A 21,106-nucleotide genomic window follows, 5' to 3' on the forward strand; every position below is an offset into this window, starting at 1 on the left:
CATTAAAAACAAAAATACCGTTTCATTTTAAAAATTTAGAAAAGACGCTACGCAGATGGATGACTTTAATTTATGCTTTCAGGTAATTACGCATGACAATCAGGAAGGGTAAAATGGACAGCGCTGTGGATCGCCAGGTTTTTTATATTTCCGATGGTACCGCTATCACCGCAGAGGTATTAGGCCATGCGGTGATGTCGCAATTCCCTGTTGCCATCAATAGCATCACGCTGCCGTTCGTGGAGAATGAAAGCCGCGCCAGAGCAGTGAAGGACCAGATTGACGCTATCTATCAGCAGACGGGCGTACGTCCGTTAGTGTTTTATTCCATCGTACTGCCTGAAATCCGCACCATTATTTTACAAAGCGAAGGATTCTGTCAGGACATTGTTCAGGCACTGGTGGCACCATTACAGCAAGAATTAAAACTCGACCCGACACCTATTGCGCATCGTACCCATGGGTTAAATCCAGGCAACCTGACGAAATATGATGCGCGGATTGCCGCTATTGATTACACGCTGGCTCATGATGACGGTATTTCGTTGCGCAACCTGGATCAGGCCCAGGTGATTTTGTTGGGTGTTTCCCGTTGCGGCAAAACGCCAACCAGCCTTTATCTGGCAATGCAATTCGGTATCCGTGCAGCTAATTATCCTTTTATTGCCGATGACATGGATAATCTCGTTCTGCCTGTTTCATTGAAGCCGCTCCAGCATAAATTATTTGGTCTGACCATTAATCCTGAGCGCCTGGCCGCCATTCGCGAAGAGCGCCGTGAAAATAGCCGTTACGCTTCATTACGCCAGTGCCGCATGGAAGTGGCAGAGGTGGAAGCGCTTTACCGTAAAAATCAGATCCCCTGGTTAAACAGTACCAACTATTCGGTAGAAGAGATCGCCACCAAAATTCTCGACATGATGGGGCTTAACCGCCGCATGTACTAAGACACTAGTACATAGGTTACAATTTTGCTATCATGCTGGCCTTCGATGTGATGCGCATCACAACCTGCTATTGAATTAAGCAAGGATTGGTTTAAGGTGTGCGCATCGCCTCCGGCATTTGGCCGTTTGAGCACAAAATTTTGAGAATTCTGATGAACAAAACCGATGAACTTCGCACTGCGCGCATCGAGAGTCTGGTTACTCCGGCAGAGCTCGCGCAGCGGCATCCCGTTTCCCTTGCAGTTGCGGAACATGTCACACAATCCCGTCGCCGTATCGAGAAAATCCTCAACGGTGAAGATAAACGGCTATTAGTGATTATTGGCCCCTGCTCCATTCACGATCTGGACGCAGCAATGGATTATGCCCGTCGCCTGCAGGGGTTAAGGCAAAAGCACAGTGCGCAACTGGAAATTGTGATGCGCACCTATTTTGAAAAGCCGCGAACCGTAGTGGGCTGGAAAGGGTTGATTTCCGATCCCGATCTGAACGGCAGCTACCGCGTTAACCATGGCATCGAACTGGCACGCAAACTCCTGCTCGCAGTGAATGAGCTGGGCGTACCGACAGCAACCGAATTTCTGGATATGGTGACAGGACAATTTATTGCTGATCTGATCAGTTGGGGGGCGATTGGCGCGCGTACCACAGAAAGTCAGATCCACCGCGAGATGGCGTCGGCGCTCTCCTGTCCGGTAGGCTTTAAAAACGGTACTGACGGTAACACCCGAATTGCAGTAGACGCGATTCGCGCTTCGCGAACCAGCCATATGTTCCTCTCGCCGGACAAAACCGGACAGATGACCATTTACCAGACCAGCGGTAACCCTTACGGGCATATCATTATGCGTGGCGGAAAAAAACCGAATTTCTACGCCGACGATATTGCCGCCGCCTGCGCAACTTTGCGTGAGTTTGATCTGCCGGAGCAACTGGTCGTCGATTTCAGTCACGGCAACTGCCAGAAACAGCATCGTCGCCAGCTTGAAGTCTGCGATGACATCTGTCAGCAGATTCGTGATGGCTCCACGGCAATTGCGGGGGTGATGGCGGAGAGTTTCCTGCAAGAGGGTACGCAAAAGATCGTCAGCGGCCAGCCGCTGGTATACGGGCAGTCTATCACTGACCCGTGCCTGAGCTGGGAAGACAGCGAAGTATTGCTCGATAAACTCGCTGCGGCAGTCTCCTCACGTTTGTAATCCTTTTTCCCGTCGGGTCTCCCGGCGGGACGCTTCCCCCTACCCCAAATGATTGGTTTTCCAAATATTACTTGCAGCCCGCACGGCAGGTATTAATAATAATTATCATTGTCATATCCAAACAGTTAGCGTGAAATGTCGAACAAGGATAAGCCGACCACTCCGGCAGAGAAACTACCTGCCAGCCCAGCCACTATTCATCCTGAGGATCGCCGCATCAACAGCAAAACCCTGTTGGGGGATTCGGCGCGCGTTGTCATTGAACATCAGGGACAAGAATATCTGTTGCGACAGACGCACGCCGGGAAACTGATACTAACGAAATAGAGGCTCAGCTTGAACAGCTAACCTCCAGTCTTTTACCCCAGTCCGGTGGGCGACGGCTATAGTCATCGTTGCGCTCTGTATAAGGCTCCCGCAAGACGGCATGCAGACGCTCCAGTTCTTCGGTATTTCCCTGCTCTGCCTGTTCAATCGCCCGCTGTGCGAGCCAGTTACGCAGCACAACCGCCGGGTTTACGTTTTGCATCTGCTGCTGACGTTGCGCATCCGCAATGGTCTCCTGCGCCAGCCGCGCGCGGTAGCGACTAAACCAACTGTCAAACGCTTCGCGATCGATAAACTCGTCACGTAGCGCGTTGCTGGCGCTCATCTGCTCGGTATGGCTTAACATACGGAAAGTGCGGGTATAGTCGCTGCCTTCACGCTTCATCAAAGCGAAAAGCTCGCTTAACAACACATTGTCATCCTTTTGCTGGCTAAAAAAGCCCAGTTTCTGGCGCATCAATATGCCATATTCACTCAGCAATACCGGCTGATAACTGTCCAGCGCCACATTGAGCACATCGGCACTCATAAACGGCGACAGAGTTTGCGCCAGCCGTTGCAGATTCCACAGGGCAATTGTTGGCTGGTTATCGAAGCTGTAACGTCCCTGGTAGTCCGAGTGATTGCAGATAAAACCGGGCTGGTAGTCATCAAGAAAACCGTAGGGGCCGTAATCAATCGTCAGTCCCAGAATCGACATGTTGTCCGTATTCATCACCCCATGGGCGAAGCCGACCGCCTGCCAGCGAGCCATCAGCGCGGCGGTACGGGCAATGACATCCCGAAACCAGACTTCATATTTGTTGGCATCATCCTGCAGATGCGGCCAGTAATGACGAATCACAAAATCCGCCAGTTGGCGTACCTTTTCAGGTTCGCGCCGATAATAGAAGTGCTCAAAGTGGCCAAAACGGATATGACTTTGCGCAATGCGCATCATCATCGCCCCCTGCTCAACGCTTTCGCGGTAAACAGGCGTGTCACTGGTGACAATAGAAAGCGCACGTGTCGTCGCAATCCCCAGATGGTGCATGGCCTCAGAGGCCAGGCTTTCACGAATGGTTGAGCGCAGCACCGCGCGGCCATCACCCATACGGGAATACGGCGTAAGCCCGGCACCTTTCAGATGCCAGTCCAGCGTTGAACCATCAGGCAGTTGCTGTTCGCCGAGCAGGATACCGCGCCCGTCGCCCAGTTGCCCCGCCCAGACGCCAAACTGATGTCCGCTATAGACCTGCGAAAGCGGTGACATTCCGGGAAGCAGCGTTTCGCCCCCCCACACGCCAGCCCCCTCGTTCGGCGTAAACAGGGCGGGATCGATGCCCATGGTTTTCGCCAGAGGGGCATTATGCCAAAGCAAGCGGGCATTACTCAGCGGTGTCGGGGAAAGGGCAGTATAAAAACCAGGCAGCTCATCGCGCCAGCGGGTAATAAAAGACAGGGTCATAGCACCTCCTGTCTTTCATTGTAGTGGGTTTAGATAATGTTAAACACGGGTTAAAGGCAAGGTTATCCCTGAACCAGGCTGGTTATCTGAGCGGCGGGGACCGCTGGCCATAAATTCCCCTGCATGGCACTGAACTGATACGGCTTCACCCGCTTTAAGGTTTTTTCATCGTCAATACCGTCTATCATTACCGAACGGCAATAGGGGGAGATTTGTGAGACGATCGCGCGCATAAAGGGTTCGAACGAACGCGAGGCCAGCCGCTGATGGATGAAGTTTTTATCCAACACCACCCGCTTAAACAGCCCGTCAAAAATGGCGCGAGTGGAAGCCGCCCCGGCACCAAAACTTCCCAGGATTAAAGGATACCGCTCGCTAAACAAAACGAGAGAATGATTTTCATTACCTTTCGTCAGGTTGGGATAATTCTCATTCACAGTAAATTCGAGAAAAGGATATTTCGCTACCGTTTCGGCAAGTTCAGCATTAGAGATCAATGCATCGACAATAACCGGTGAAATATGTATCCAGGCGAGAAGTTGATGCTGAATAAAGAATAGCTTACAGGATTCGAGTAATTCTAATTGCTCAGTAAAAAGCGTCAGCGTTTCGTCTGGGCTCAGGCGTGGCATTATCCGCTCTGCAGATGCCCGTACAGAACCCGCCCCAACGAAATTGACCACGATTTCAATCCCGACAAGCGTGCCGTAACCGTTGCGCGCAGGCTGTAGTAAAAACTCTGAGCGATAGGTGTCATCAAACGATACGATCATGGCGCCAACCCCGCATTAAGGTTGATATCCTGCATCGAAAAACCAATGCGCACATGCATCAACGTAGTTGAACTTAACAAAACTGACTTCATCATTTCCCATTATATTGTCGAAAATTCCTTATTTTCGTGCGCAAGCTTATCCTGGTTAAATTGCTCACACCAGCGTATGCCACGATACTGACAGCCCTTTAAGGTAACGAATAGTTAAATAATAAATATTGAAGAAAAAATGAATGAACGATGAGGAAAATAACAAAATTTGCGTTTAGTTCACAAAAGCAGCGAACCGGTTAGCTATTCGCTGCTTGCTATCGGAAGGGGATTAGATACGACGCGCCTGCCAGAAATTCTTGCGCCAGTAGACATTATTTAACGAAGAACGCACGACTCCCTGGCTGGTGGATGCATGGATAAAGGCATTATCGGTGTCGTAGATGCCCACATGCAGACCGTTATCACCGGATCCTGTTTTGAAGAACACCAGATCGCCTGGCAGCAATTCATCCTTATCGATTTTCGTTCCCACTTCCGCCTGTTTACGCGTATCGCGGGGAAGCTCAAGGTTAAATTTATCGCGGAAGGTCATCATCACGAATGCCGAACAATCGACGCCATTGCGGCTCATGCCGCCATAGCGGTAAGGCGTACCGCGCCAGTCGCGCAGTTGATCATTAAGCCCCGCAATGACGGTGATGGAATCAGAAAGGCGTGCGTTAGGTGGCGGTGCCCGATGACTGCTGCACCCTGAAAGAATTAATGCCGCCAGAAGAAACCAGATGCGCATCCAGCAAAACCTCTATTTTTGTTATGCTGGAATAATTTAGCGTGTGAATTGCAATTCTTGCAAGTTCCGTTTACTGCTATACCTCAGGAATGAGCATCCTGTGACCAGCCAGGTCGAGGCGACGGAATGGCATACCGTATGCGGTCGCCAGATTTTGCGACGTTAACACCTCATCGCGTGGGCCACTGGCAATCAGTTTACCCTGGCGTAATAGCCACACCTGATGCGCACGACGCAGCGAATGGTTGAGATCGTGGCTGCTCATCACAACGGTGATCCCTGCCGCCACCAGCTCGCTTAACATGCCATCCAGCGCGGCCTGCTGGGCGACATCAAGACTGTTCATCGGCTCGTCTAGCAACAGGAGTTGCCCATCCGCATTCGCTGCCGGATGAATTTGCGCAATCACCGCTGCCAGCCGCACCCGCTGCCATTCGCCACCGGAGAGGTGATTGACCGTGCGCCCCAGCTTATCCGCCAGCCCAAGTTTATGCGTAATCTCTTCAACCACGCTATCGTTGGGATGGTGATGCTGATGCAGTGCCAGATAATGCCAGACCGGCATAGCGAAGGGAGGTGTCTGCTGCTGGGACAGGTAAGCGCGATGACGAGCCAGTTGCGGCGCATGCCATTGCTCAAGCGGACGACCATTTAACTGCACACTGCCCTTTCCCTGCGTCAAACCGGCGAGACGTGCCAGAAGCGTGCTTTTCCCGGCACCATTCGGCCCGACGAGATGCAGCATTTGCGCCTTGTCGACCAGGGCCGTAATCGGCCCCAGTCTGCCTGCTTCCTCAAGGTCATAAAGTTGCAGCAACGGCATTATTTTGCCAGCGCCAGCTTAATCGCTTCCATCAGGATAGGATCTTCGGGTGTCATATCCGGTGAGAAACGCTGAACAACCTGACCATCACGACCAATCAGGAATTTTTCAAAGTTCCACAGGATATCATCCGGATAAAGCGGTGCCCGCCCTTTGCTGGCCATGCGCTCATAAAAACCGCTGCCCTCCGGGGCGACAGCTTTTGGTGCCGCGGCAATCAATTTGCGATACAAAGGATGGCGGTTTTCACCGTTAACATCGACTTTGGCTGCCATTGGGAAAGTCACCCCATAGGTCGTGCTGCAGAAGGTTTTGATCTCTTCTTCACTGCCCGGCTCCTGCCCGGCAAACTGATTACACGGGAAGCCAAGAACGATAAACCCGTCTTTCTCCCAGGCTTTCTGAATGTTTTCCAGTTGTTCATACTGTGGTGTCAGGCCACATTTTGAAGCCACATTCACCACCAGAATAACCTTGCCCTGGTATTTTTCCAGCGTGATATGTTCGCCATCAATTGTTGTAATCTCGGTGTTCAAAATATCCTGGTGCATAGCATCCCCTTAGTCGGTTCATTCGTACGCCGGATCTCTCGCCCGGCCAGTCATTAATAATAGCCAGATAATGCGCGATAATCCTTCTCCTGTCATTTACCAAAAAAAGACATAAAACCAACGAATTAGGCAATTTTTCTTTTTTTGACGTGCTGTTGTTACACACTTTTACTTAATTATTGTCTGCGGGTGAATCCGGGCATTACGTCCTCCGGCCTTTAGCGTCTTGCCGTTAGCAAGAGCCAGATGAACACCGGTGCCCCCAGTGTTGCCGTCACGACGCCGATAGGTAATTCCGCGGCGCTCAGCGCCATTCGGGCAACAATATCGGCAAAAAGCAGTGCCGTCGCCCCCGCAAGCGCGCAGGCGGGCAGAAGCACGCGATGATCGGTGAGGCCGCAAAGACGCAGAATATGGGGGATAACCAGCCCTATAAAGCCAATGGAACCAGCCAGCGCGACGCTGACACCCACCATCCAGCCGGTTGCCACCACCAGCACATTGCGCCAGAACCACAAGGGTAGCCCGAGTTGACGGGCCGATGTCTCCCCCAGTGCCAGTACGTTAAGTGGCTGCGACTGAAAGCAGGTCCAGCCCATAACCGGTAACAGTGCGACCATCAGCCAGCTTTGTTGCCAGTCTACGCCGCCAAAACCGCCCATCATCCAGTACATGAGCTGGCGCAGGTCAAATGAAGTGGAAAAATAGATGGCCCAGGTCATCAGCGCGCTACAAATGATCCCTAAAGCGACGCCGGCTAACAGCAGACGACTGGTCGACATATGCCGTCGGGCAAAGCGCAGCAGAATAAGCGTGATGACCAGCGCCCCGGCGATGGCGCATAACCCTAACGCCCAGCCAGGCAACAGACCTTTTCCCAGCAGTACGGCGGCTATTAACCCGACACCCGCACCGTTAGACACACCCAGAAGCCCCGGCTCGGCCAGTGGGTTTTCAAACAACGCCTGCATAATCGCGCCGCTTAATGCCAGCGCCGCACCCACCAGCAAAACCGCTAACGTACGGGGCAGACGTATTTGCCAGACAAAAAGTTGCCCACGAGCATCAAGCCAGTTTGCAGGACCAATCCACTGATCGCCCGCGCACAGGCTAATAAACAGCGCGATCAGCAAAAGCAGCGCAAGGCCGCAGAGCCACTGACCATTGCGACGCTGTTGGAGTTTTGCGTAATTCAGCATGCAGTTCAATTGATGCGTTATTGAGTGAGTTGATTTTAAAGATGATATTCAGTATTGAAAGAAAAAGGCCGCGATTGCGGCCTTTTTAATTAGTCCAGATTACTCTGCTTTGGGCGAAGCGTTTTCGACGCGGCTTTTTAACTTCTGGCCGGGTCTGAAGGTCACCACGCGCCGGGCTGTAATGGGAATATCTTCGCCCGTTTTCGGGTTACGTCCCGGACGTTGATTCTTATCACGCAGATCGAAATTGCCAAAGCCGGAGAGTTTTACCTGCTCACCATTTTCCAAAGCACGACGGATCTCTTCGAAAAACAGCTCTACCAGCTCTTTAGCATCTCGCTTGCTAAGCCCAAGCTTATCAAACAGATATTCGGACATTTCAGCTTTTGTAAGCGCCATAGGTTCAATCCCTCAATGATGCCTGGAATCGCTCTTTTAATGCCTCTACACATTTGGCGACGGTAGCGGCAATCTCCTCTTCTTCGAGTGTACGGCTGGTATCCTGAAGGATCAGGCTAATGGCGAGGCTTTTATACCCCTCCGCAACACCCTTACCGCGGTACACGTCAAATAAGTTTACGCCAACTACCTGATTTACGCCAACTTTCTTACATTCGGCTAAAATATCTGCCGCAGCCACGTTTTCAGCGACGACGACAGCGATGTCGCGACGGTTCGCCGGGAAGCGTGAAATCTCCTGCGCCTGAGGAACCACGCGGTCTGCGACCTTGTTCCACTCCAGTTCAAACACCAGCGTACGACCATTCAGATCGAGCTTACGTTCCAGCTCCGGATGCACGACGCCAATGAAACCAACGTATTCATCTTTCAGATAAATCGCTGCGGATTGCCCAGGATGCAGCGCCGGATTCGCCTCTGCGCGGAACTCAATCGCGGACAATTTGCCGGTCAGATCGAGTAAAGATTCCAGATCGCCTTTCAGGTCGAAGAAATCAACGCTGCCTTTAGCCAGATCCCAATGCTCTTCATAGCGGTTACCGCAGATGGCGCCCGCCAGCATCAGATCCTGACGAATACCTAAAGGCGCCTGGGTGTCCGGTACGAAGCGCAGACCGGTTTCGAAGATACGCACACGGCTCTGCTGACGGTTCTGGTTATAGACGATAGTCCCGAGCAGGCCGGTCAGCAGTGACAGACGCATCGCTGACATTTCGCTGGAGATAGGGCTTGGCAGAATCAGCGCTTCTTCACCCGGATGGATCAACTGCTGTACTTTCGGATCAACGAAACTGTAGGTGATCACTTCCTGATAGCCTTTGTCATTTAAGAGCGTTTTCACGCGCTTGAGCGACAGATTGGCTTCGCGGTGTGAACCCATCACCAGCCCGGCTTGTACCGGTGCGTTCGGGATATTGTTGTAACCGTACAGGCGCGCAACCTCTTCCACCAGGTCTTCTTCAATTTCCATATCGAAACGCCAGCTCGGCGCAACAGCCAGCCACTCATCCTGCCCTTCGGTGACTTCGCACCCCAGACGTTTAAGGATGTCGGTAACCTGTTCATCCGCAATGTGATGACCAATCAAACGATCCAGCTTGCTGCGGCGCAGACGGATGGTAGCCCGTTTCGGCAGCGTGGCTTCATTGGTGATATCAACAACCGGACCGGCTTCACCACCGCAGATATCAATCAGCAGACGGGTCGCTCGCTCCATGGCTTTGTACTGCAACGCCGGATCAACGCCACGCTCATAGCGATGGGAAGCATCCGTGTGCAGACCATGACGACGCGCGCGACCAGTGATGGACAGTGGGTTAAAGAACGCGGATTCCAGCAGAACGTTCTGTGTTTCGCCGTTCACGCCAGAATGTTCACCACCAAAAATGCCGCCCATAGCCAGCGCTTTATTGTGGTCAGCAATCACCAGCGTATCGGTTGCCAGTTTGGCTTCGCTACCGTCGAGCAGTACCAGCGTTTCGTTCTCTTTCGCCATACGTACGACGATACCGCCGTCGATACGATCTAAATCGAAAGCATGCATCGGCTGACCCAGTTCCAGCAGAACATAGTTGGTCACGTCCACAACCGCATCGATAGAACGCACACCGCAGCGACGCAGTTTTTCTTTCATCCACAGCGGAGTCGGCGCTTTTACGTTAATACCTTTAACCACACGCCCCAGATAACGCGGACAAGCATCAGCGGCGTCGACGGTGATTGGCAGCGTATCGTTAATGGTGGCGACAACCGGGATGATTTCCGGTTCAACCAGCGGTGCTTTGTTCAGTGCGGCGACATCGCGCGCGACACCAATGATCCCTAAGCAATCAGCACGGTTCGGCGTCACACTGATTTCAATGGTGTTGTCATCAAGTTTAAGGTAGTCGCGAATATCGGTACCAATCGTGGCATCCAGCGGCAGTTCGATAATGCCGCTGTGGTCATCGGAAATACCCAGCTCAGAGAACGAACACAGCATGCCTTCTGACGGTTCACCGCGCAGTTTGGCCGCTTTAATTTTGAAGTCACCCGGCAGTACTGCGCCGATGGTGGCAACAGCCACTTTCAGCCCCTGGCGGCAGTTCGGCGCGCCACAGACAATATCCAGCAGGCGTTCACCGCCCACATTCACTTTTGTAACGCGCAGTTTGTCTGCATTCGGGTGCTGACCGCACTCTACAACTTCACCCACAACCACACCGTTAAATGCGCCCGCCACAGGCTCGACGCCGTCAACTTCCAGGCCAGCCATGGTGATTTGATCGGAAAGCGCTTCACTGTCGACTGCCGGGTTAACCCACTCGCGTAACCACAGTTCACTGAATTTCATTATTTGTCCTGCCCTTATTTAAACTGTTTGAGGAAACGCAAATCGTTTTCGAAGAATGCTCGCAGATCAGTCACACCGTAACGCAGCATGGTCAGGCGCTCCATCCCCATCCCAAACGCGAAGCCAGAATAGATTTCCGGGTCAATGCCGACATTGCGCAGTACGTTCGGATGCACCATGCCGCAACCCAACACTTCCAGCCATTTGCCGTTTTTACCCATCACATCCACTTCTGCAGACGGTTCAGTGAACGGGAAGTAGGATGGACGGAAACGTACCTGCAGATCTTCCTCAAAGAAGTTGTTCAGGAAATCGTGCAGCGTGCCTTTCAGGTTGGTAAAGCTGATGTTGGTATCAACAATCAGACCTTCCATCTGATGGAACATCGGGGTATGCGTCTGGTCGTAGTCGTTACGGTACACGCGGCCCGGCGCGATAATACGAATCGGCGGCTGCTGTTCTTTCATGGTGCGAATCTGCACGCCAGATGTCTGCGTACGCAGCAGGCGGGTGGCATCAAACCAGAAAGTGTCGTGGTCAGCGCGTGCCGGATGATGGCCTGGAATATTCAATGCATCGAAGTTGTGATAATCGTCTTCGATTTCCGGGCCCGTCGCCACGGTAAAGCCAAGCTCACCGAAGAAACTCTCAATGCGGTCGATAGTACGGGTGACCGGATGCAGGCCGCCGTTTTCGATACGGCGCCCCGGCAGGGATACGTCGATGGTTTCAGCCGCCAGGCGCGCGTTCAGTGCAGCATTTTCCAGATCGTATTTACGCGCGTTCAGCGCCTGCTGGACCTGTTCTTTTGCTTCGTTAATCACCGCCCCGGCAGCCGGGCGCTCTTCTGGCGGCAGCTCACGCAGGGTGGTCATCTGAAGGGTCAGATGCCCTTTCTTACCCAGATATTCAACGCGTACGTTATCTAACGCGGCAACATCTGAGGCATCATTAATGGCTGCCCGTGCACTGGCAACCAGCTCTGCGAGATGTGACATAATTTTCCTCGTTATGTCCTTGTTGTTGGACTTTTTACTTAAAATTCAGACACAAAAAAAGCCTCCTGTTGGAGGCTTTTGGCGTTAATTTTCCGTTTCTTCTTTCACGCGCTAGCCTCCCGGAGTCAGGTGCTAAAGTAAAAAAAGAAGCGGAAAATAGCAGCATTCATGCTTGCGTTACCTTGTGTGGTAAAAAGCGGATTACCTTATTGAAAGGGCTCACCGGAAAAAAGTCAATCTTCTGATGGTGTTATACCCTAAATAATTCGCGTTGCAAAACAGCGGCGAGAGAGTGAAACCACAGGAGCTTACTTAAGTAAGTGACCGGGTGAAAATCTCAGCCTACGCGCATGCAATGCGAGACATGACGGGTATAAACGAAAAGAGGGAGCATCGCTCCCTCTTCCACTGACTTATTAAGCCAGAGCTGCTTTCGCTTTTTCGACCAGAGCGGTAAACGCTACTTTGTCGAATACTGCGATATCAGCCAGGATCTTACGGTCGATTTCAACAGAGGCTTTTTTCAGGCCGTTGATGAATTTGCTGTAAGAAATACCGTTCTGACGTGCTGCTGCGTTGATACGCGCAATCCACAGTTGACGGAACTGACGCTTTTTCTGACGACGGTCACGATAAGCGTACTGACCTGCTTTGATAACAGCCTGGAAGGCAACGCGGTAAACGCGTGAACGCGCACCGTAGTAGCCTTTAGCTTGTTTCAAAATTTTCTTGTGACGTGCGCGTGCAATTACACCACGTTTTACGCGAGCCATGTTGCTCTCCTGTATCTATATTCTGAGTGCCCTTCTCCCGTCGCATTTATCATGCAAACGAACAGGGACATAAAAAAGTTAATAAAAAGGTTAACGACTTATGCGTACGGCAGGCACGCGATTACCAGGCCCAGATCGCCTTTGGAAACCATGGCTTTCGGACGCAGGTGACGTTTACGCTTGGTAGCTTTTTTGGTCAGAATATGACGCAGGTTAGCGTGCTTGTGCTTAAAACCACCTTTACCGGTTTTTTTGAAGCGCTTAGCAGCACCGCGTACGGTCTTGATTTTTGGCATTTTAATAACTTCCACTTCGCATTGTTAATAAACGAAACCCAGGCGAACAAAACCTGTGAAGCCCAAAGGCGCCACAGGAATTGCTACTTGAAGGCCTTACTGTTTCTTCTTAGGAGCGAGCACCATGATCATCTGGCGGCCTTCGATCTTCGTAGGGAAGGATTCGACTACTGCCAGTTCACTCAGATCGTCACGGACGCGGTTAAGCACTTCCATACCAATCTGTTGGTGGGCCATCTCACGACCGCGGAAACGCAGTGTGATCTTGGCCTTATCGCCATCTTCCAGAAAGCGAACCAGGCTGCGGAGTTTTACCTGGTAGTCGCCATCATCGGTGCCAGGTCGGAATTTGATTTCCTTGACCTGAATAACTTTTTGCTTTTTCTTCTGTTCCTTAGAAGACTTACTCTTTTCATAAAGGAACTTGCCGTAGTCCATGATACGACAAACTGGCGGTTCGGCGTTAGGGCTGATCTCAACTAAATCTACTCCAGCTTCTTCAGCCTTTTCGATAGCTTCTCTCAGACTCACAATACCCAGCTGCTCACCTTCCAGACCAGTTAAGCGAACTTCCTGGGCGCGAATCTCGCCATTGATACGATTCGGACGTGCCGTTTGAACTCGTTTTCCGCCTTTAATACCTTATTCCTCCAGTTGTTGAAGACTGCGGCTGCGAATCTCTTGTTGCAGCTTCTCAATCACTTCACTTACGTCCAGGCTGCCCAGGTCTTTACCGCGGCGGGTGCGAACGGCCACTTTGCCTGCTTCCACCTCTTTATCACCACAGACCAACATATAAGGGACACGACGTAAAGTGTGCTCGCGGATTTTAAAGCCAATCTTCTCGTTTCTCAAGTCCGCTTTTACACGAATGCCCGCATTTTGCAATTTACGGGTCAATTCGTTGACATATTCAGCTTGAGAATCAGTGATATTCATCACCACAACCTGAACAGGGGCCAGCCAGGTCGGGAAGAAACCGGCAAATTCTTCGGTCAGGATGCCGATAAAGCGCTCCAAAGACCCCAGAATTGCGCGGTGAATCATCACCGGAACCTGACGCTCGTTGTTTTCGCCAACATAAGAGGCGCTTAAACGAGCCGGTAACGAGAAGTCCAGCTGGACTGTACCGCACTGCCATGCACGATCGAGGCAGTCATATAATGTAAATTCGATTTTCGGACCGTAGAACGCGCCCTCACCCAGTTGATATTCAAACGGGATGTTGTTTTCTTCCAGCGCAACTGCAAGATCCGCCTCAGCACGATCCCACATCTCATCGCTACCGATACGTTTTTCCGGGCGAGTAGACAGTTTGACGACGATTTTCTCGAAGCCAAAGGTGCTGTACATATCATAGACCAGTCGAATACAGGCGTTGACTTCATCACGCACTTGTTCTTCGGTACAGAAGATATGCGCGTCATCCTGCGTAAAGCCGCGAACACGCATCAGGCCATGCAGCGCGCCTGACGGCTCGTTACGATGGCAGCTACCGAATTCTGCCATACGCAGCGGCAGATCGCGGTAGGATTTCAGGCCCTGGTTAAAGATCTGCACGTGGCCCGGGCAGTTCATCGGCTTGATGCAATATTCACGGTTCTCGGAAGATGTCGTGAACATCGCATCTTTGTAGTTGTCCCAGTGGCCAGTTTTTTCCCACAGCACACGGTCCATCATGAACGGGCCTTTTACTTCCTGATACTGATACTCTTTCAGTTTGGAACGTACAAAGGTTTCCAGTTCACGGAAGATAGTCCAGCCGTCATTGTGCCAGAACACCATGCCAGGCGCTTCTTCCTGCATGTGGTACAAGTCGAGTTGTTTACCGATTTTACGGTGATCGCGTTTTGCGGCCTCTTCCAGACGCTGCAGGTAGGCGTTGAGCGCTTTTTTATCTGCCCACGCAGTACCGTAAATACGCTGCAACATCTTGTTGTTGCTGTCGCCACGCCAGTAAGCGCCGGCGATTTTCATCAATTTGAAATGATGACAGAAACGCATGTTCGGCACGTGCGGACCACGGCACATATCGACATATTCTTCATGATGGTACAGGCCAGGCTTGTCATCATGGGCAATGTTTTCATCAAGAATAGAGACTTTATAGCTCTCGCCGCGCTTCACAAAGGTTTCACGCGCTTCGTGCCAGCTGACTTTCTTCTTAATAACGTCGTAGTTTTTCTCGGCGAGCTCGTGCATACGTTTTTCGAGCGCGTCGATATCTTCCTGGGTCAGGGTATGGTCAAGATCAACGTCGTAATAGAAGCCGTTATCGATAACCGGGCCAATCGCCATTTTGGTGTTCGGCCACAGTTGCTTGATAGCGTGACCTAACAGGTGCGCACAGGAGTGGCGGATGATTTCCAGACCATCTTCGTCTTTGGCGGTGATGATAGAGAGCGTTGCGTCATTTTCAATCAGATCGGACGCATCAACCAGCTCACCGTTCACACGACCGGCAATGGTCGCTTTCGCAAGACCCGGACCAATGTCCAGAGCTACATCCATTGGACTCACAGCACGATCGAAATGGCGTTGACTGCCATCAGGAAGAGTAATTACAGGCATTTCATATCCTTAATTCGCAGTGGTGACCCACACGAAAGATCACATGCAAAATCATATTTTAAATAATTATCAGCAGGTTAGATAAGGTTTTCGTCTTCACTCTGACGAATGTGTACATGCGCGTGTACAAAATGCTAAATGTACCCTTCTCTTCTGTTGATAAGCTCACCACAGATAGTACACGTCTAATCAGTATGATAAAAGGTTAGTGTTAACCTCATCACACACTAAGCTCATCTACTCGCCGTTCTATTATGCTGTTAATAAACATCGCCCGGACCGAATGCCTATACTTCATTTATCAAACTGGAGGTGCATATGTGCGGACGATTTGCCCAGGCGCAAACGCGCGAAGAACACCTCACTTACCTTGCAGATGAAGCAGAACGCGACATGGCTTATGACCCAGATCCAATTGGCCGGTATAACGTCGCGCCTGGCACGAAAGTACTCCTGCTTAGTGGGCGCGACGAGCAAATATAACTGGATCCTGTAAGCTGGGGTTACACTCCCGGTTGGTGGCAAAAAGCTCCCCTGATTAACGCTTGCGTCGAAACAGGTCGGGGGCTCAAAAAATGCATGGAACTAAAACAGGTCTGTTTATAAAAAGGCTGTGCATATAGACAGCATTAATTGATAGGTAGTTTTGAATATGTGATATGTCACACAACTCATTTCGTCAACTCGTAACTCTGCCTATCATCCCTTTGAGCTACGAAACGATACCACAGGATGTTCAGTGCTAATAAACGAACCAGGTACTCACGCGCACAAAGTGACCATGGTTTTTCGTGTAATGTGTATCGGATGGACTCTATTCATTCAATCAGCAGAAAAAATACCATTCCCACACATTAATTAAGTGATTATCAATCTTTTTTTATGTTATCATCCAGTCCCATCAAAATAATAGCAAATTTAATTATGGATAATTTATTTCTCAAACAAATTCAGGAATGCCTTCGCGTAATTAAAGAAAATAAGGATGAAGATGACGCTATACATCTAGTAGCAGAAGTTATCTTCTCACATCATAATTTACTGGAGGAAACATCAAACACCATTTCCTTAGTAAATTTGATTGCAGACTGGTTAGAGAACAATGGTGGTTCCGTACTTAAAATCTATGATGCTCTTTATTTTTTCTGGCTTGACTGTATAATAAAAGCGAAAATAAATGTATTTTACCTTGGTGAGTTAACAAATCTCAAAATACTCGCAAAACATCTAAACCCAGCTATTGTTAATAGTATAAAGTATTTAGCATCAAACGATACAGATATTCATTACATTAACGATTACATTTCGAGCATTGAATCTTCTGTTGCGCCCTTGATCATTTACGATCCTGATGGAATGCATTTTTTAGATAAAATTAAAAACACCAACCCAATAGCTAGCCTGAATAATTACGAGATATTAATACATAATTCGCTTCCAACATCTGACGTTTTAAATAGCTTCACTATCCTATTTGCTCATCAGTATACCAAACTCAGTAATACCAATATTAAAACCGTTATCATTGGCAATTCATATGGTATTTATGCTTTTCCAGACAATATCATTCAGCATTCTGTAAACATTTCTATGCACAGTCTGGGCATCAAACAAACCCAAAGGCTAGTTGAGCACATTCTTATTAAGTATCCACACATTGACAACTTCATTTTTTGCATTGGTTTTTTTGACCTCTATGGCGATCTATTTAAATCAAAGCATGCATTCAACAAAAATGTGATAGATGCATTTAGCCAGATATTGTCCCATTATCATATTGCAAGCATTACGCACTCAAATAATAATATCTTAGACACATTTAGCCGCCTGATAATTGAAAGTGGAGTGGACTCACTCCCTGAATTTCAGGACATGGATAATATTTCCTTGAGGCAGAGAATATATAACGAAAATTTGCAACTTGTTACTAGCACTATATCTTTAGAAACAGAGCAACAAGGTTTAATTTCGGAGCAGCGTGCACTTGTGCATTCTAAAGCAGTTAATCATCAAGTATCTCTTGATGAGAATAAGATAAGAACAAGTGAAATATCAGAGAGAATTAAGCTCGAGGGAAAAACCAGTTATTGGTTGACTCCGCCATTCCCTGATGAATATACAAAAAATATAGTTAGCGAGATGAAACAAACGCATAGGGTTTATTTTAATCGGATTTGTAATGAAGATGTACATTTCATTGATCTTTCAGAGGAAAAATCATTTCGTCCACAAGATTTCCGTGATGGTGATCACCTCAACTTTACTGGTGCATGTAAACTGATAAACCTGTTACGCAATAACAACATTCCGGTATAAGCATAAAAGAGCATCAGGTTCATCAGAATCAGAGTCTGATGCTCCAGTTTTCATTCATCCTTATTTTTGCAATTATTACAACGCAGCGATCCGGCGGTAGGCGTATTCGAGTAATGTGTCACTCATGCTGCACACTCCTCGAAAATAACTTCTCCGTCCAAGCCGCCAGGCTGGTAAAGGATCGAACCATCATCCCGATGCTCCACTGGAGACGCGCTCCCTCCCTCCCCGTTTGGCGCGCCATCATCACCAACAAAAATAAATCCACCGGCTTCCACTCGTGCTATGTATATTTCACCTTCTGTCCACTGTGGACATTGGTGTGTACAAAGATAGCGTGGCACAAACACGCACAAAGAAAAATGAAGTGAAACACCGGGACAGGAGAAAGTCAAAGCTGATGAGGGGTTAAACGGCTGGAATGAAACGGAGTGTAATCATGTGAAACTTCGTACATGTCTTACACGAAAGATCACATACGAAGTAAGTATTTGTTTAGCCGAAATAAATTACGCCGCCATCTAACCAACAATCGCTAAATTGGCGCGTAATCTGTTACGTCAATGAAGGCCACCATGGCTCACACTTTTCATTGCGTCAGAGGATGGTAACACTAAAAAAAGGGGGAATGTACCTCTTGTTTGATATTGGTTCCCTTGACTATTTTCTGTGTCCTACTGCTGGCTCACAAAAATAGAATATCAGGAAGCCTCAAAACCCAGCGCGCGGATTACCTCCGCCATGGCCTGTTTAGTCAATTCCGTACGCGGCACACGTTGATTCGCCAGCATCGTGCGCACCATCCCGGCAATCACCACATGTTTTGGCTCCTGACCAAGGTCTCGCATCTCAAGCACCACTTTCCCAACGACCCGGCACATTTCTTCATATAACTCGGCATCTTTTGTCCTGCCCATTCACTCCCCCATGAGGTGATCACGTCTTTTCGTGGTTTGTTGTTCTTTTGTTACTCATTAATAATACTGAATATCCACAGCAAGGTGATAATCACAATAAGGAAATGTCGATGTCATTTACCGCACAAGAGCGCACTGCCCTGCTCGCCTGCAAAGGTGTCGGCCCGAAAGTCATTGAACGGCTGGAGCAAATGGGATTTAGCTCACTCGATCAACTCAGTGAAGCTTCCGTTGACGATATCGTCGCCCACGGGGCGGCGCTCGTCGGATCAACGTGCTGGAAAAACAGCCCGCAGGCAAAAGCTGCTATTAGCAATGCTATCGCGCTGGCAAAAACAGTATCTGAGGGAAAATAAAGGGCCGGAGAACCCGGCCCGGCGCGGTTACATCTTGTAGCCGAGGGAGACTGTGGTTCGACGATCGGTATGCTCTGGCGCCGATGATGGCGGCTGAGAGTTCCAGGTCACGTTGTATGCCACTTTCAGACCAAAGTGGTCATTAATAGCGACATTTAACGCAGTCTCAGAGTTCAGTGTCGTGTCATCTGAACCAAACACAGATACACCCTGTGTGAATTTGGCGTTGTCGGTCATCTGCCAGGTATAGGTACCAGAGGCATAGCCCAGGCCTTGCGTTTTGGTGTCCCCGTCAGTGTATTCGTCGTAACGAACACCGGGACCAAATTCAAAGCGGAAGCTGTGCACCGGACCATTGAGGAACTGACGACCATAACCAGCGGTCAGAACATCACGCTCACGATAGCCGTTGTATCGGTCAGTCAGCCAGCTTGCCTGGCCAAACAGATAATCGTAATCCGTCATGTTGTAACGGCTACGTCCACCTACGGAATATTTCTCTGAGGAACGCTCATCATTTGATGAGGTGTTGCTCGCGGTTCCCCATAAAGACCATGCGGTAGATGTGCCATACCAGGTCAGGGTGGAGTCAGCAGTCAGAGAAGAACTTGTGGTATTGCCAGACTGGGCCAGGTAACCACCGTTAACGCTACCTTCAAATGGTTTCTTCGCGGTGGAGGGGTCATCCATAACAGTAAAAACGGTGTCATCTGCGGCAGCATTCAACGACGCAAGCACGCCTCCCGCGAGAACAATCAGCACGGGTACTGTCTTAAAAAGCTTCATTTATTAGGAGTCCGAACAACAAAAAAAGAGACCATAACGGTCCCGGAAACTTTCAGGTGGATCAACGACCGACGGTCCATTGAAAGGTAACAAATTATAAAAAGGCCCGTTTAACATAGCAATGAATTCTTATTTCATTTTTTGAATAAGACAGATCTCAAATAGACATTAAATGTATAAAAGCTTTACGGCGATTTAGCGAAAATTCATATTCTAAATCATCGATTTATTTACATTGCCTTCTGTGTATCAGATGCCAGGATTAATACATTCACCGTAAAAGGAGATCATTATGGTATCGGTTTATACCCTAACGCTGGCCCCTTCCCTCGATAGCGCGACGCTCACGCCGCAGATTTACCCGGAAGGGAAACTCCGCTGTAGCGCCCCCGTCTTTGAACCCGGCGGCGGCGGCATTAATGTCGCACGCGCCATCGCCCATCTGGGGGGAAAAGCTACGGCAATTTTCCCGGCAGGTGGTGCGACAGGCGAGCATTTAACGGCGCTGCTTGCCGATGAAAATATTCCCACGCAATGTGTCGCAACGCATGACTGGACCCGGCAAAATCTGCATGTGCATGTTGAGGCCAGTGGCGAGCAATACCGTTTTGTGATGCCAGGCGCCACGCTAACCGCTGATGAATTCCGCCGACTGGAAGAGAAAGTACTCGCCATTGAGAGTGGCGCGATCCTTGTGATTAGCGGCAGCCTGCCGCCGGGTATTGATGTGACGAAGCTGACGCAACTGGTTAAGGCCGCGCAACAACAAGGGATCCGCTGCATCATCGACAGTTCGGGTGATGCTCTCTCCGCGGCACTCGAAATCGGTAATATAGAACTGGTCAAACCGAATCAGAAAGAGCTCAGCGCGCTGGTAGGCCGGGAATTAACGCAGCCGGATGACGTTCAGAATGCGGCAAAAGAGATTGTTCGTCAGGGCAAAGCGCGACGGGTCGTGGTTTCTCTCGGCCCACAGGGCGCGCTCGCCGTTGATGAAAGCCAGTGTGTCCAGGTTGTGCCACCGCCGATGAAAAGCCAGAGTACCGTGGGCGCTGGCGACAGCATGGTCGGCGCGATGACGCTGAAACTTGCCGAAGGCGCGTCGCTTGAAGAGATGGTGAAATTCGGTGTTGCCGCCGGGAGTGCTGCGACCATTAATCAGGGTACGAAATTGTGTTCCCGCGCCGACACACAAAAAATCTACGATTACCTGCGCAATCTCTGAAAATACGCCCTCGTCTTACCGCGAG

General features: G+C 49.9%; 22 protein-coding genes, 1 pseudogene and 1 other annotated feature. Of the genes and pseudogenes, 7 read left to right on the forward strand and 16 right to left on the reverse strand.

Annotation, left to right across the window (positions count from 1 at the left end):
- Nucleotides 1-113 precede the first annotated feature (113 nt).
- The 3 genes from ppsR (at nt 114) to hemP (ending at nt 2,473) form a co-directional block, all read left to right on the forward strand.
- Nucleotides 114-947, forward strand: coding sequence for a posphoenolpyruvate synthetase regulatory kinase/phosphorylase PpsR (gene ppsR / locus IP582_RS14845; RefSeq protein WP_041851595.1), 834 nt, complete (start codon nt 114-116; stop codon nt 945-947).
- A gap of 152 nt (nt 948-1,099) precedes the next feature.
- The gene (gene aroH, locus IP582_RS14850; protein ID WP_041851790.1) at nt 1,100-2,146 is read left to right on the forward strand and encodes a 3-deoxy-7-phosphoheptulonate synthase AroH; all 1,047 of its coding nucleotides are present in this window, start codon (nt 1,100-1,102) and stop codon (nt 2,144-2,146) included.
- Nucleotides 2,147-2,281: 135 nt separating this feature from the next.
- Nucleotides 2,282-2,473, forward strand: coding sequence for a hemin uptake protein HemP (hemP, locus tag IP582_RS14855; RefSeq protein ID WP_075203641.1), 192 nt, complete (start codon nt 2,282-2,284; stop codon nt 2,471-2,473).
- 4 nt (nt 2,474-2,477) lie between these two features.
- Here hemP and selO read toward each other — a convergent pair whose 3' ends face one another.
- From selO to thrS, 14 genes are all read right to left on the reverse strand, one after another.
- On the reverse strand, nt 2,478-3,920 hold the full coding sequence (selO, locus tag IP582_RS14860; RefSeq protein WP_193793659.1) for a protein adenylyltransferase SelO: 1,443 nt from the start codon (nt 3,918-3,920) through the stop codon (nt 2,478-2,480).
- A gap of 62 nt (nt 3,921-3,982) precedes the next feature.
- Nucleotides 3,983-4,693 carry an EAL domain-containing protein gene (locus tag IP582_RS14865; RefSeq protein ID WP_193793660.1) on the reverse strand — a complete coding sequence of 237 codons (711 nt, stop codon included), beginning with the start codon at nt 4,691-4,693 and terminating at the stop codon, nt 3,983-3,985.
- A 324-nt stretch (nt 4,694-5,017) separates the two neighbouring features.
- Nucleotides 5,018-5,479, reverse strand: a complete 462-nt coding sequence (locus IP582_RS14870) for a C40 family peptidase (protein WP_071195364.1) — start codon at nt 5,477-5,479, stop codon at nt 5,018-5,020.
- Between the two features lie 76 nt (nt 5,480-5,555).
- Nucleotides 5,556-6,302 (reverse strand): vitamin B12 ABC transporter ATP-binding protein BtuD, encoded by a 747-nt coding sequence (btuD, locus tag IP582_RS14875; protein WP_370551772.1) that lies wholly within the window; start codon nt 6,300-6,302, stop codon nt 5,556-5,558.
- Nucleotides 6,302-6,853: a glutathione peroxidase gene (locus tag IP582_RS14880; protein WP_193793661.1), complete on the reverse strand. Its 552-nt coding sequence runs from the start codon at nt 6,851-6,853 to the stop codon at nt 6,302-6,304. The genes btuD and IP582_RS14880 overlap by 1 nt, the downstream gene beginning before the upstream one ends.
- 218 nt (nt 6,854-7,071) lie before the next feature.
- On the reverse strand, nt 7,072-8,052 hold the full coding sequence (gene btuC / locus IP582_RS14885) for a vitamin B12 ABC transporter permease BtuC (RefSeq protein ID WP_041851602.1): 981 nt from the start codon (nt 8,050-8,052) through the stop codon (nt 7,072-7,074).
- Nucleotides 8,053-8,151: 99 nt separating this feature from the next.
- A complete protein-coding gene (gene ihfA / locus IP582_RS14890) occupies nt 8,152-8,451 on the reverse strand; it encodes an integration host factor subunit alpha (protein ID WP_006820203.1) in 300 nt (99 codons plus the stop codon).
- Between the two features lie 4 nt (nt 8,452-8,455).
- A complete protein-coding gene (gene pheT / locus IP582_RS14895) occupies nt 8,456-10,843 on the reverse strand; it encodes a phenylalanine--tRNA ligase subunit beta (protein ID WP_193793662.1) in 2,388 nt (795 codons plus the stop codon).
- A 14-nt stretch (nt 10,844-10,857) separates the two neighbouring features.
- Nucleotides 10,858-11,841: a phenylalanine--tRNA ligase subunit alpha gene (gene pheS / locus IP582_RS14900; protein ID WP_041851604.1), complete on the reverse strand. Its 984-nt coding sequence runs from the start codon at nt 11,839-11,841 to the stop codon at nt 10,858-10,860.
- Between the two features lie 51 nt (nt 11,842-11,892).
- Nucleotides 11,893-12,016, reverse strand: a sequence feature (Phe leader region).
- On the reverse strand, nt 11,967-12,011 hold the full coding sequence (gene pheM, locus IP582_RS14905; RefSeq protein ID WP_001386830.1) for a pheST operon leader peptide PheM: 45 nt from the start codon (nt 12,009-12,011) through the stop codon (nt 11,967-11,969). (Overlaps the previous feature by 45 nt.)
- A gap of 241 nt (nt 12,017-12,257) precedes the next feature.
- Entirely contained in the window at nt 12,258-12,614 is a 357-nt protein-coding gene (gene rplT, locus IP582_RS14910) for a 50S ribosomal protein L20 (protein WP_013366084.1), read from the reverse strand.
- A 98-nt stretch (nt 12,615-12,712) separates the two neighbouring features.
- Complete coding sequence (rpmI, locus tag IP582_RS14915) at nt 12,713-12,910, reverse strand: 50S ribosomal protein L35 (RefSeq protein ID WP_001124225.1); 198 nt, start codon at nt 12,908-12,910, stop codon at nt 12,713-12,715.
- 96 nt (nt 12,911-13,006) lie between these two features.
- Nucleotides 13,007-13,549 carry a translation initiation factor IF-3 gene (gene infC / locus IP582_RS14920; protein ID WP_071845866.1) on the reverse strand — a complete coding sequence of 181 codons (543 nt, stop codon included), beginning with the start codon at nt 13,547-13,549 and terminating at the stop codon, nt 13,007-13,009.
- 3 nt (nt 13,550-13,552) lie between these two features.
- Entirely contained in the window at nt 13,553-15,481 is a 1,929-nt protein-coding gene (gene thrS / locus IP582_RS14925) for a threonine--tRNA ligase (protein ID WP_193793663.1), read from the reverse strand.
- Nucleotides 15,482-15,799: 318 nt separating this feature from the next.
- Here thrS and IP582_RS14930 point away from each other — a divergent pair.
- Nucleotides 15,800-16,039: pseudogene (locus IP582_RS14930) on the forward strand (SOS response-associated peptidase family protein); the annotation flags it as partial.
- Nucleotides 16,040-16,405: 366 nt separating this feature from the next.
- Nucleotides 16,406-17,797, forward strand: coding sequence for a hypothetical protein (locus IP582_RS14935; RefSeq protein ID WP_193793664.1), 1,392 nt, complete (start codon nt 16,406-16,408; stop codon nt 17,795-17,797).
- A gap of 701 nt (nt 17,798-18,498) precedes the next feature.
- Here IP582_RS14935 and fumD read toward each other — a convergent pair.
- Nucleotides 18,499-18,714, reverse strand: a complete 216-nt coding sequence (fumD, locus tag IP582_RS14940; RefSeq protein ID WP_041851606.1) for a fumarate hydratase FumD — start codon at nt 18,712-18,714, stop codon at nt 18,499-18,501.
- 110 nt (nt 18,715-18,824) lie between these two features.
- On the opposite strand from fumD, the gene IP582_RS14945 reads away from it, so the two are divergent.
- Complete coding sequence (locus IP582_RS14945; RefSeq protein WP_193793665.1) at nt 18,825-19,070, forward strand: helix-hairpin-helix domain-containing protein; 246 nt, start codon at nt 18,825-18,827, stop codon at nt 19,068-19,070.
- Between the two features lie 27 nt (nt 19,071-19,097).
- Here IP582_RS14945 and IP582_RS14950 read toward each other — a convergent pair whose 3' ends face one another.
- Entirely contained in the window at nt 19,098-19,856 is a 759-nt protein-coding gene (locus IP582_RS14950) for a YdiY family protein (protein ID WP_041851608.1), read from the reverse strand.
- Nucleotides 19,857-20,148: 292 nt separating this feature from the next.
- Between IP582_RS14950 and pfkB the strand changes: the two genes are divergently transcribed.
- Nucleotides 20,149-21,081, forward strand: coding sequence for a 6-phosphofructokinase II (gene pfkB / locus IP582_RS14955; protein ID WP_193793666.1), 933 nt, complete (start codon nt 20,149-20,151; stop codon nt 21,079-21,081).
- The last annotated feature ends 25 nt before the right edge of the window (nt 21,082-21,106 follow it).

The sequence above is a fragment of the Citrobacter sp. BDA59-3 genome, from assembly GCF_015167655.1.
Classification (GTDB): Bacteria; Pseudomonadota; Gammaproteobacteria; order Enterobacterales; family Enterobacteriaceae; genus Phytobacter; species Phytobacter diazotrophicus.